At 73.8% G+C, this 11,731-nt stretch carries 13 protein-coding genes; 11 read left to right on the top strand and 2 right to left on the bottom strand.

Annotated elements, in window-relative coordinates:
- Positions 1-84: 84 nt before the first annotated feature.
- Positions 85-852: an ion channel gene (locus tag AB7F12_RS07160; protein WP_428500866.1), complete on the top strand. Its 768-nt coding sequence runs from the start codon at positions 85-87 to the stop codon at positions 850-852.
- Here the strand turns inward: AB7F12_RS07160 and AB7F12_RS07155 are convergent.
- Positions 797-1,963 (bottom strand): threonine aldolase family protein, encoded by a 1,167-nt coding sequence (locus AB7F12_RS07155; protein WP_428500865.1) that lies wholly within the window; start codon positions 1,961-1,963, stop codon positions 797-799. The genes AB7F12_RS07160 and AB7F12_RS07155 overlap by 56 nt on opposite strands.
- A 172-nt stretch (positions 1,964-2,135) precedes the next feature.
- On the opposite strand from AB7F12_RS07155, the gene AB7F12_RS07150 reads away from it, so the two are divergent.
- From AB7F12_RS07150 to AB7F12_RS07130, 5 genes are read left to right on the top strand one after another with little or no spacing between them, the layout of a single operon-like run.
- Positions 2,136-2,660, top strand: a complete 525-nt coding sequence (locus AB7F12_RS07150; protein ID WP_428500864.1) for a SigE family RNA polymerase sigma factor — start codon at positions 2,136-2,138, stop codon at positions 2,658-2,660.
- 12 nt (positions 2,661-2,672) lie between these two features.
- Complete coding sequence (locus AB7F12_RS07145) at positions 2,673-3,335, top strand: hypothetical protein (protein WP_428500863.1); 663 nt, start codon at positions 2,673-2,675, stop codon at positions 3,333-3,335.
- Between the two features lie 29 nt (positions 3,336-3,364).
- Positions 3,365-4,783, top strand: coding sequence for an adenylosuccinate lyase (gene purB, locus AB7F12_RS07140; protein WP_428500862.1), 1,419 nt, complete (start codon positions 3,365-3,367; stop codon positions 4,781-4,783).
- A complete protein-coding gene (locus AB7F12_RS07135; protein WP_428500861.1) occupies positions 4,780-5,616 on the top strand; it encodes a phosphoribosylaminoimidazolesuccinocarboxamide synthase in 837 nt (278 codons plus the stop codon). Before purB ends, AB7F12_RS07135 begins: the two co-directional genes overlap by 4 nt.
- Before the next feature lie 55 nt (positions 5,617-5,671).
- Entirely contained in the window at positions 5,672-6,430 is a 759-nt protein-coding gene (locus tag AB7F12_RS07130; RefSeq protein WP_428500860.1) for a DUF2334 domain-containing protein, read from the top strand.
- 139 nt (positions 6,431-6,569) lie between these two features.
- Here the strand turns inward: AB7F12_RS07130 and AB7F12_RS07125 are convergent, their stop codons facing one another.
- A complete protein-coding gene (locus tag AB7F12_RS07125; RefSeq protein ID WP_428500859.1) occupies positions 6,570-7,196 on the bottom strand; it encodes an MBL fold metallo-hydrolase in 627 nt (208 codons plus the stop codon).
- Between the two features lie 146 nt (positions 7,197-7,342).
- Between AB7F12_RS07125 and purS the strand changes: the two genes are divergently transcribed.
- The 5 genes from purS to AB7F12_RS07100 all read left to right on the top strand — a co-directional run bounded on the left by purS (position 7,343) and on the right by AB7F12_RS07100 (position 11,689).
- On the top strand, positions 7,343-7,576 hold the full coding sequence (gene purS / locus AB7F12_RS07120; protein ID WP_428500858.1) for a phosphoribosylformylglycinamidine synthase subunit PurS: 234 nt from the start codon (positions 7,343-7,345) through the stop codon (positions 7,574-7,576).
- Entirely contained in the window at positions 7,573-8,250 is a 678-nt protein-coding gene (gene purQ / locus AB7F12_RS07115) for a phosphoribosylformylglycinamidine synthase subunit PurQ (protein WP_428500857.1), read from the top strand. Before purS ends, purQ begins: the two co-directional genes overlap by 4 nt.
- Before the next feature lie 105 nt (positions 8,251-8,355).
- Positions 8,356-9,540 (top strand): PP2C family protein-serine/threonine phosphatase, encoded by a 1,185-nt coding sequence (locus AB7F12_RS07110; RefSeq protein WP_428500856.1) that lies wholly within the window; start codon positions 8,356-8,358, stop codon positions 9,538-9,540.
- On the top strand, positions 9,537-11,243 hold the full coding sequence (locus AB7F12_RS07105) for a sensor histidine kinase (protein WP_428500855.1): 1,707 nt from the start codon (positions 9,537-9,539) through the stop codon (positions 11,241-11,243). The genes AB7F12_RS07110 and AB7F12_RS07105 overlap by 4 nt, the downstream gene beginning before the upstream one ends.
- Complete coding sequence (locus AB7F12_RS07100; protein ID WP_428500854.1) at positions 11,240-11,689, top strand: response regulator; 450 nt, start codon at positions 11,240-11,242, stop codon at positions 11,687-11,689. The genes AB7F12_RS07105 and AB7F12_RS07100 overlap by 4 nt, the downstream gene beginning before the upstream one ends.
- The last annotated feature ends 42 nt before the right edge of the window (positions 11,690-11,731 follow it).

Here is an 11,731-nt window from a genome sequence, read left to right as displayed (position 1 = left end):
ACCGCCATCGCCGCAGTACCCGCCACCGCGGGGGTGACGGCACCCGTGGAGCCGGCCACCAGCCGGCGCTATCGTCCGGGCCCCATGGACGAGCCGCGCATCGCCGCCTGGGACCGCCGGGTCGACTGGCCGCTGACCGGGCTGGCCGCGGTGTTCCTCGCCGTCTACACGTGGCAGGTGCTGCAGCGCTCGCTGACGCCGGGGATGCACGAGGCGCTCGACGCCGTGCTGACGGCGATCTGGCTGCTGATGGGCGTCGACTACCTGGTGCGGATCGCGCTGGCGCACAGGCGGTTGCGGTTCGTCGGGACCCACGTGCTCGACCTGCTGATCCTCGTCCTGCCGGTGCTGCGGCCGCTGCGGGCGCTGCGCGTCGTCACGATCATCGGGGTGCTCAACCGGCAGCTGCGTGACGACTTCCGCGGCCGGGTCGCCGTCTACGTCGCGGGCACGGTGACGCTGGTGGGGTTCGTCGCCGCGCTGGCCGTGCTCGACGCCGAGCGGGACGCGCCCGGCGCGTCGATCACGACGTTCGGTGAGGCGGTCTGGTGGACGATCACCACGATCTCGACGGTCGGCTACGGCGACCGGTACCCGGTGACGTTCGAGGGCCGGGTGGTCGCGGCGACGCTGATGGTGGCGGGGATCGCCCTGCTCGGTGTGGTGACGGCGTCGATCGCGAGCTGGTTCCTCACCAACATCCGCGCCACCGCCGCGGAGGCGGCGCAACGCACCGAGGACGAGCTGGAGGACACGGCGCGGCGGCTCGACGAGGTGCTGGTCGAGCTGCGCGCGGTCAACGCCCGGCTCGCCTCGCTGGAGCGCGGCCGGCCGAGCCCGCCGCCCGCCTGAGCGACCGCTGGCCCGTCGGCGGGGCGGTCGGTGCCGGGTGCGGCGCCACGACCTCCCGTCCGCGTTCGACGGGCCCGATCCGGTCGAGCGCGGTGTCGATGTCGTCGTCGGTGAGGTCGGCGTGCGTCATCAGCCGGACCTTGCCGCCCATCGGCGCGACCCGGACCCCGGACTCCTCGAAGCGGGCGAGTGTCCCGGCGAGGTCCGCGACGCCGACCAGCACGATGTTCGTCTCGGGTTCGGTCACCTGCCAGCCGCGGTCGCGCAGGCCGTCGGCGAGGACGCGGGCGCGTTCGTGGTCCTCGGCGAGCCGCTCGACGCGGTCGAGGGCGACGAGGCCGGCCGCGGCGAGCACCCCGCCCTGCCGGACGCCGCCGCCGAGCATCTTGCGCAGCCGCCGCGCCTCCGCGGTGAACTCCGCCGACCCGGCGACCAGCGACCCGACCGGGGCGCCCAGGCCCTTGCTGAGGCAGACCTGGACGGTGTCGGCACCGACGGTCAGCGCGCCCGGTGGCACCCCCAGCGCGACCGCCGCGTGCCACAGCCGCGCACCGTCGAGGTGCACGGCCAGCCCGGCGGCGCGGGCGGCCGCGGCGACGGCGGCGTGCTCCTCCGGCGCGGTCACCGTTCCGCCCGCGGCGTTGTGGGTGTTCTCCAGGCACAGCAGGCTGGTGCGCATCGTGTAGTAGGCCCCGGGCCCGCCGGCGGCCCGGCGGACGGCATCGGGGGTGATCTTGCCGGGGCCGCCGTCGTGTTCCAGCGGCCGCGGCATCCCCCCGGCCAGCCATGCGGCCGTGCCCAGTTCGGCTTCGAGAACGTGGGAGCCCGCGGGCGCGAGGAACGCGTCGCCACGGGTCAGGTGCGCCATCAGCGCGATGAGGTTGCCCATCGACCCCGACGGTGTCCAGATCGCGTCGGCGGCGCCGAGCAGGCCGGCGACCCGCTCCTCCAGCGCGCGCATCGTCGGGTCGCGGTCGAGGACGTCGTCGCCCACCTCAGCGGCGGCCATCGCGGCACGCATCTGCTTGGTGGGCTGGGTCACGGTGTCGGATCGGAGGTCGACGGGACCGGACTCGGCCTTCGCGCGGCGGGCACGTGAGGTGGGACGCACCCGTCGGATTCAAGCATCCCGACGACGGTCGGGTCGCGTCTGCGTCACGAGATGGTCACGGAGTTGGTCTGTTCGGGTGAAGACGTGGAGGTGCTGCAACCGTGTAGGCCACATCGAACGTCCCGATTCCGTCAGGGCGTGACGGAACGGGTGCAACAGCGGAAGGAGTGGCGTGGACGCGTCCGCCGAGCAGGAGTTCGCGGAGTACTTCGGCGCGCGCCGCGACACGGTCCGGCGCACCGCGTTCCTGATGTGCGGGGACTGGCACCGGGCCGACGACCACGCCCAGGCCGCGTTCGTCGCGCTGCACCGGCACTGGCGCCGCATCCGGGGCCGCGACGACGTCCGGGTCCTCGACGCGTGGGTGCGCCGGACGCTGATGCGCTCGGTCGTCGACGAGTCGCGACGCCCGTGGCGGCGCGAACGCGTCACCCCGGAGGTACCCGACGCGGTCCCGGCCCGCGACGCGGGAGACGGCATCGCCACCAGGGAGGCGCTGGTCACCGCCCTGCGGTCGGTGCCGTCGCGCCAGCGCGCCGTGCTGGTGCTGCGCTACTTCGACGATCTCGACGTCGCCGCCACGGCAGCGGCGCTCGGCTGCTCGGCGGGAACCGTGAAGAGCCAGACGTCGCACGGGCTGGCGGCGTTGCGTGCCGCCCTCGGCGACGGCATCGACGACCTGCGTCCGGCCGGTTGAGGAGGGGCCGACATGGGTGAACCCAGCGACGACGACCTGACCGCGATGATGCGATCCGCCGGACCGCCGGCCCCGCCCGCGGGCTTCGGCGTCGACGACGTCGTCCGCGCCTCGCGCAGGGCCACCGCCCGCCGCCGCTCCGCCGTCGCCGGTGCTGCGGCCGCCGTGGTGCTGGTGCTGGGCGGGACGGTGGTGGCACTGACGGTGCCGGGCGGCGGTGCGGAGACCGCGGCGTCGTCGGCGGCGGGCGGTGCCCCCTACCTCGAACGCGGCGACGCAGCGGTGCCGCCGAACGCGGCCGCACCGACCGCCCCCACGGACGGGGGCTGCGTGCCGATGCAGGACCCCGGGCTGCGCGCGCTGCTGAACGAGGTGCTGCCCCAGGTGGTGGACGCCCGGGAGGCCGCGGTGCCGATGGTGTGCAAGCAGGGCGGTGGCCGTGAGGTCCACCTCGAGGTCGACGACGGCGCCGCGCACGGGCTCCTCACCGTCGTCTTCACACCGGCGGGCGAACCGGTCGAGGACGGGCAGCCGGTCGGCTGGGCCCGGGCCGGATCGCCGACGGCGTCGGGCGGCTACGTCGCGGTGACCTCGGTGTCCGACAGCGACTCCGGCTCCATCCCGTTCGAGGACCGGCTCGCGACGGTGGCATCCGCGCTGGCCCCCCGCCTGTAGGGCGGGGGCAGCGCATAGGATTCCTGCACGTGATCCCCAACGTGCTGGCCTCCCGCTACGCGAGCCCCGAGCTGGTCCGGCTCTGGTCGCCCGAGTACAAGATCGTGCTGGAGCGCCGGCTCTGGATCGCGGTGCTCCGCGCCCAGCGCGACCTCGGGGTCGACGTGCCGGAGCAGGCGATCACCGACTACGAGTCCGTCGTCGAGCGGGTCGACCTTCCCTCGATCGCCGCGCGCGAGCGCGTCACCCGCCACGACGTGAAGGCCCGCATCGAGGAGTTCAACGCCCTCGCCGGTCACGAGCACGTCCACAAGGGCCTCACCAGCCGCGACCTCACCGAGAACGTCGAGCAGCTGCAGATCCGGCTCTCGCTGGAGCTGGTCGCCGACCGGACCGTCGCGATCCTGGCCCGGCTGGCCCGCCGCGCCGCCGAGTACTCCGAGCTGGTCATGGCCGGGCGCAGCCACAACGTCGCCGCCCAGGCCACCACGATGGGCAAGCGCTTCGCCTCGGCCGCCGACGAGCTCCTCGCCGCCTACGACCGCCTCACCGACCTGCAGCGCCGCTACCCGTTGCGCGGCATCAAGGGCCCTGTCGGGACCGCGCAGGACATGCTCGACCTGCTCGACGGTGACGCGTCCCGGCTGGCCGACCTGGAGGGCCGGGTCGCCGCGCACCTCGGCTTCGCCCGGACGCTCACCAGCGTCGGCCAGGTCTACCCGCGCTCGCTCGACCACGAGGTCGCCTCCGCGCTCGTACAGCTCGCGGCCGGGCCGTCGAGCCTGGCGACGACGATCCGGCTGATGGCGGGCGCCGAGCTCGCCACGGAGGGCTTCAAGCCCGGCCAGGTCGGCTCGAGCGCCATGCCGCACAAGATGAACACCCGCTCCGCCGAGCGCATCAACGGCCTGATGGTCGTGCTGCGCGGCAACGCCGCCATGGCCGCCGAGCTGTCGGGCGCGCAGTGGAACGAGGGCGACGTGTTCTGCTCCGTCGTGCGCCGGGTCGCACTGCCCGACGCGTTCTTCGCCCTCGACGGCCTCTTCGAGACCACCCTGACCGTCCTCGACGAGTTCGGCGCCTACCCGGCCGTCATCGCCCGCGAGCTCGACCGCTACCTCCCCTTCCTGGCGACGACGAAGGTGCTCATGGCCGCCGTCCGTGCCGGGGTGGGCCGAGAGACCGCGCACGAGGTCATCAAGGAGCACGCCGTCGGGGTGGCGCTCGCCATGCGGGAGAAGGGGCAGACCGAGAACGACCTGATCGCCCGCCTGCAGGGCGACGAGCGCCTCGCCCTGCCCGCGGGCACGCTCGACGGGCTGCTCGCCGACCCGCTGTCGTTCACCGGCGCCGCCGCAGCGCAGGTCGCGGCCGTCGTCGCCCGCGTCGAGGAGATCACCGCCGCCCACCCCGACGCGGCGGCCTACACCCCCGGAGCGATCCTGTGAAGCTGCTGCACTCGGGCAAGGTCCGCGACGTCTACGACCTCGACGGCGACCTCCTGCTCGTCACGTCCGACCGGCTCTCGATCTACGACGTCGTGCTGCCGACGACCGTGCCGGACAAGGGTGCCCTGCTCACCGCGCTGTCGCTGTGGTGGTTCGACCGCACCGCCGACATCGTCGCGAACCACGTGGTCTCGGCCACCGACGTGCCGGCGGAGTTCGCCGGGCGTGCGATCCGCTGCCGCAGGCTCGACATGCTGCCGGTGGAGTGCATCGCCCGTGGCTACCTCACCGGGCTGGGACTCAAGGAGTACGAGAAGCAGGGCACCGTCTCCGGCATCACGTTGCCGCCCGGGCTGGTCGAGGGCTCGAAGCTGCCCGAGCCGATCTTCACGCCGACGACGAAGGCGCCCGTCGGCGAGCACGACGAGTTCATGACGTTCGACGAGGTCGTCGCGTCGGTCGGCGCCGCGACCGCCGAGCGCCTGCGCGACCTGACCCTGGCCGTCTACGGGCGTGGCACCGAGCTCGCCGCACGGGCCGGGATCATCGTCGCCGACACCAAGCTGGAGTTCGGCCTCGACCCGGCCGGCGAGATCGTCCTCGGTGACGAGGTGCTCACCAGCGACTCCTCGCGGTACTGGCCCGCCGACCAGTGGGAGCCCGGCCGCCCGCAGTTCTCGTTCGACAAGCAGTACGTGCGCGACTGGTCGGCCACCCTGGACTGGGACCGCACCCCGCCCGGCCCCGAGGTGCCCGCCGACGTCGTCGCCGCCACCCGCGCCCGCTACGTCGAGGTCTACGAACGGCTCACGGGCACCACCTGGGGTTCGTGAGAAGTTGGCCGGGGCCGGGGTGCACGGTTCACCCTCGGCGTGGCCCCATGGGTGCATGACCCGTCGCCCCGCACGCCTCACGGTGTCGCTGTCCGGACTGACCGCCGACCCTTCCTCGCTCGGGCGCGCCGGCGAGCTGGCCGACGCGCTAGACCTGCGCGGGGTGCCGTTGTCGCACCTGTTCCGGCCCCGGCTGCGGCGGGAGGCGGCCGACCCGGCCGTCGTCGGCTGGCTGCGGGCGCGGCGGGACGGGGGCGACGCGGTCCTGCTCCACGGCTTCGACCACACACCCGACCCGATCGGCGCCTGGCAGGCCTCGCCCGTGCGGCTGGGGCGGCGCGCCGAGTTCGCGGTGCTGCCCAGGCACGAGGCCGGGCTGCGCGTCGTCGCCGCCCGCCGCGCCGCCCGCGTGGCCGGGCTCGACACCGAGCTGTTCGCCCCGCCCCGCTGGCTCGCCTCGCCCGGCACCGTGGAGGCGTTGCGCGAGGAGGGCTTCGCCCTGTGTGCCGACGAGGGCACCGTGCATGCGCTGCGGCTGGGGACCTCGGTCGCGTCCCGGGTGCTGGGGTTCCGCGCCTCGGGTGAGCGCAGGCCGGAGGACCGGCACGCCGCGGAGAGCTGGCGCTGCCGGATGCTGGTCGCCGAGGCCGGCCGGGTCGTCCGCCGCGGTGGGCTCGTCCGGCTCGGCCTGCGCGCCAAGGACCTGCGTCGCCCGCTGCGCGTCGCGGCGGCGCTCTCGGCCGTCGACGCGGTCCTCGCCGCGGGCGCGCGCCCGCACACCTACGCCGAGGGTGTCCACGCCGGCGCGGCCTGAGCGGCCGGCACCCGGGGCCCGACCTCGCCGTCGTGATCCGCCGGGCGCGCGCCATGGCGTTGCGGGCAACGGACCGGGCGCAACCTCACGGTCGTGATCGGCGGCCGGGACGACCGTGAGGTTGCGTGCGGGTGCGGCGTCAGACCTTCGTCGCGGCTTCCCGCTCCAGGACCTGGACGGTCGTGCCGGCCGGGCCGAGGGCCTCGAACATGCCGTAGTGCATCGTCGGCCGGGACAGCACGGCCTCGTGGATCGGCACCGCGGTGCGGGGGTTGACGGCGCGCAGGTAGTCGACGGCGTCGGAGAGCTTGAGCCAGGGCGCGCCCGTCGGGAGCAGCAGGACGTCGAGCTCCCCGGGCGGCGGGGTGAACGAGTCGCCGGGGTGCAGGGTCGTGCCGTCGATCAGGTAGCCGTTGTTCGGCACGATCGGGATGTCGGGGTGGATGACCGCGTGGTCCCCGCCGATGACGTCGATCGAGGCGCCCGCGACGGAGAACGACTCCCCGGGGGCGACGACCTCGTGCGTGTAGTCGTGCAGCGTCGTCGAGGTGCCGACGTCGACGATCAGGCGGGCCTCGGGGTTGGCCGCCAGCAGCGGTGCGAGCCGGTCCTCGTCGAGGTGGTCGAAGTGCTGGTGGGTCACGAGGATGGCGTCGAGCCCGCCGAGCTTCTCGAAGCCGGACGAGAAGGTCCCCGGGTCGAAGAGCAACCGAGCGGCTCCGGTGTCGACGAGCACACACGCGTGGCCGAAGTGGGTGATCTGCACGGCGGCCACTCTGCTCCCGGGGACGGGTCCTGCGCCAGCGAACGGCCCTGATCCGGGGCCTCGGCGTCGGCAGCATCACAACCGCTCGTCCGTTCATCACCGCAGGTGGGCGTGATCGGCGCGAATCGCCCCCGTAGGCTGGCGGCGTGGCGCGAGTGGTCGTTGACGTGATGCCGAAGCCCGAGATCCTGGACCCGCAGGGGCAGGCCGTGACGCGTGCCCTGACGCGGATCGGGATCACCGGGGTGGCCGATGTCCGCCAGGGCAAGCACTTCGAGCTGGAGGTCGACGACTCGCTCGACGACGAGACCCTGCACCGCATCGCGGGCGACCTGCTGGCCAACCCGGTGATCGAGGACTGGACGGTGACCCGGGTATGAGCATGCGGATCGGTGTGATCACGTTCCCCGGCACGCTCGACGACGTCGACGCGGCCCGGGCGGCGCGGCGTGCGGGTGCGGAGGCCGTCGAGCTGTGGCACGGCGACCACGACCTGCGCGGTGTCGACGCCGTGGTGGTGCCGGGTGGCTTCTCCTACGGCGACTACCTGCGGGCCGGTGCGATCGCCAGCCAGGCCCCGATCATGCGGGAGGTCGTCGAGGCCGCGCGTGGCGGGCTGCCGGTGCTGGGCATCTGCAACGGCTTCCAGATCCTTTGCGAGGCCGGGCTGCTGCCGGGAGCCCTGGTGCGCAACGCCGGGCTGCACTTCGTGTGCCGTGACCAGACGCTGCGCATCGAGTCGGCGGCGACGGTGTGGACCTCCGGTTTCACCGCGGGGCAGGAGATCGTGGTCCCGCTGAAGTCGGGCGAGGGCCGCTACGTCGCCGACGCCGCGACGCTGGCCGAGCTGGAGGGCGAGGGCCGGGTGGTGTTCCGCTACGTCGGCGGGGCACCCAACGGTGCGACGGCCGACATCGCCGGTGTCGCGTCGGCCGACGGCCGGGTGGTCGGTCTCATGCCGCATCCCGAGCACGCGATCGACACGTTGACGGGCCCCACGACCGACGGTCTGGGCCTGTTCACCTCGGTCGTCGAGGCGGTTGCCGCGGCCTGATCCGCGACCCCGGGTCGCGGGGTCCATGGTCGTCGCCGACCGTGTCCGCCTAGGCTGGCGCGACCGCCGCGGACGCGGCACCGGCCGGGGGAGGAGCACGATCACGTGACGCGCGCCCTTCCCGGTGAGCCGGGCCGTCGGGTCCTGCTCGTGGAGGACGACCCGGGCGACGCGTTCCTCGTGGAGGAGCTGCTGTCCGACGTCGATCCCGAGGTCGAGCTGAGCGTGTCGGGGTCGCTGACCGACGTGCTGGAGCACCGGCTGTTCGCGTCCGCCGACTGCATACTGCTCGACCTGAACACGCCAGGGACCACGGGCGGGCTCGACGGTCTCCGTCGGCTCCTCAACGCGGACCCGGGCGCCGCGGTGTGCGTGCTCACCGGCCTCGACGACGAGCACCTGGGCATCGCGGCCGTGGGGATCGGGGCACAGGACTACCTGGTGAAGGGCAAGGCCGACGGTCCCGTCCTGATCAGGGCGATCCGGTACGCGATCGAGCGCCGCCGCGCGGAGGCCGGCCTGGTCAGGCTGCGCGAGGAGCAGCTGGCGGCGGCGGAGTCGGTGCGTCTGGAACGCGGCCTCATGCCCACGCCGCTGCTGGCGGGGTCGGGTGTGGCCGCGCGGACGTTCTACCGCTCCGGCCGCACGCGGTCGGTCATCGGCGGCGACTTCTTCGACGCGGTCCTCGACCCGTCGGGCACGGTGCACGCGATCGTCGGCGACGTCTGTGGCCACGGACCCGACGAGGCGGCGTTGGGCGCGTTGCTGCGGGTGTCGTGGCGGGCCCTGGTGCTGGCGGGCGTCGCGGAGCCGCAGCTGCTGCCCAAGCTGCAGGAGGTGCTGGTCAGCGAGCGGCACGACCCGCGCCTTTTCACGACGGTCTGCACCATCGCGATCACCCCGGAGGGCGCGGGCGGTGCCGGTCACGGGCTCGTCCGGGTCGCGGGGCACCCGCCGCCGGTGCTGCTGGGCCCGCCCCCGTGCACCGAGCCACCGCCGGTGGGGCTGCCGTTGGGTATCGACGCCGATGCGGCGTGGACACCGGGGGAGATGGTGCTCGACCCGGGCTGGTCGCTGCTGCTGTACACCGACGGTCTCATCGAGGGCCGCGGACGCGGCGGCGACCTGCCGCTGTGGGAGGAGGGCCTGCTCACCCTCCTCACCGAGAATGCCGCGACGCCGCTGGACATGCTGCCCGGCAGGCTCGTGGAGCTGGCCGAGGAGATCAACGGCGGCCCGCTCGCCGACGACGTGGCGATCCTCCTGCTCTCGGGCGAGGGTATGGCGTGACGGGGCCTGCTGCCGACACCGCCCGGGCCCGGTCCCGGCGGCGGCTCCGCCTGGGGAAGGGCGGCGGCCTGCCCGTCGACGGCCGCGCCCGCGCCGACGAGGGCAGGCACTGGCCGTTGGGGCGCATCTTCGGCGTGGTCGCGGCGGCGGCCCTGCTGCTCGCGGTGATCGCCGCGACGGTCGGCACGATCTCGTTGTACGGGCTGAACTCCGCGCGCGCCGACCTGCTCGACGAGATCGGCCCGGCCGTGCGCGCCGGGCAGTCGCTGGAGACGGCGCTGGTCGACCAGGAGACCGGTGTGCGCGGGTTCCAGCTGAGCGGGCGCGAGGAGGCGCTGCGCCCGTACCTCGCCGGCCTGCAGGCCGAGCGTGACGCGACGGCGGCGTTGCGCTCCCTGGCGGTTCAGGTGCCGGGACTGGGTGAGCGGCTCGACCGCATCGAGGGTCTGGTCGCGGGCTGGCACACCGGCTACGCCGACGCCGCGATCGCGGCGGTCCGGGAGGGCCGCCCGGCCGACGCGGTGGCCCCCGACGACGGGCGCAGCCTGTTCGACCCGGTGCGTAGCGCGGTCGGTGAGCTGCAGGGCGACCTGGAGGTCCAGCGCGTCGCGGCCCGGGACCGGCTCGGTACGGCCGCCACGTTCGTCAGCGCGGTCGGTGTCGTGGTCGCCGTCGTCGCGCTGCTGTTCCTGGTGGCGACGGGGGTCGTCCTGCGGCGCGCGGTGCTGCACCCGATCTCGCGGCTCGCCGGGCAGGTCCGCGGTGTGGTGTCGGGCCGGGTGACCGACAAGGTGCAGGCGGGCGGGCCGCGTGAGATCGTCATGCTCGGCGACGACGTGGAGGCCATGCGCGCGCACATCGTCCGTGAGCTCGACCGGGCCCGTGAGACGGCGGAGCGGCTCGACGAGCAGACCCGCGACCTCGCGCGTTCCAACCGCGACCTCGAACAGTTCGCCTACGTCGCGAGCCACGACCTGCAGGAGCCGCTGCGCAAGGTGGCCAGCTTCTGCCAGCTGCTGCAACGCCGCTACGGCGACAAGCTCGACGAGCGCGGCGACCAGTACATCGAGTTCGCCGTCGACGGCGCCCAGCGCATGCAGCGGTTGATCAACGACCTGCTGGCCTTCTCCCGCGTCGGCCGCACGACGGCGGGTTTCACCGAGCTGGCGTTGGGCGATGTGGTCTCCGCGGCCGCCGACCAGCAGGAGGCCTCACGCGAGGAGGCGGGCGGCGAGATCGTCGTCGGCGAGCTGCCGTCGGTGACGGGCGACCGGCAGCTGCTGCTGCAGCTGTTCGCCAACCTCATCGGCAACGCGATGAAGTTCCGCAGGCCCGATGTGCCGCCGGTGGTGCGGATCGCCGCCACGCCCGTCGGCGAGCCCGCCGAAGGCGTGGAGGTCTCGGTGTCGGACAACGGCATCGGGATCGAGCCCGAGTACGCCGACAAGGTGTTCATGATCTTCCAGCGGCTGCACGGCCGCGACGTCTACACCGGCACCGGCATCGGCCTGGCGCTCGCGAAGAAGATCGTCGAGTTCCACGGTGGCCGAATCTGGGTAGACACCGATCCGCGCCCCGAACCGGGCACGACGATCCGGTTCACCCTCGTCCCGCCCCGCGGCGCGCGCGGCGACGACGCGGGGGCGCGCACCGACGACACCGAACCGGCGGCCCTGGCCGCCGGCCGGGAGGGAACGCGATGACCGACGACGCCAGAGTGATCAACGTCCTGCTGGTCGAGGACGACCCGGGCGACGTGCTGATGACGCGCGAGGCGTTCGAGGAGTACCTGCACAACCGGCTCGACGTGGTCACCGATGGTGCGGAGGCGCTGGCCTACCTGCGCAACGAGGGCCAGTACGCCGACGCACCCCGTCCGGACCTGGTGCTGCTCGACCTCAACCTGCCCCGCCGCGACGGCCGGGAGGTCCTGGCCGAGGTCAAGGCCGACCCGAAGCTGTCGGCGATCCCGGTGATCGTGCTGACGACGTCGCAGGCCGAGGAGGACGTGTTGCGCAGCTACCAGCTGCACGCCAACGCCTACGTGACCAAGCCGGTGGACTTCGACCGCTTCATCGACGCGATCAAGCAGATCGACCACTTCTTCGTGAGCGTCGTCCAGCTGCCCGGCGGAGAGCACCCCATCTGAGGATCACCCGCTCGGGCATGATCGGTCACCCGGCCCGATGTC

Origin of the sequence: Pseudonocardia sp. (genome assembly GCF_050250275.1) — a bacterium.
Taxonomy (GTDB): Bacteria; Actinomycetota; Actinomycetes; order Mycobacteriales; family Pseudonocardiaceae; genus Pseudonocardia.
This window is presented reverse-complemented; position numbering and strand designations above follow the sequence as displayed.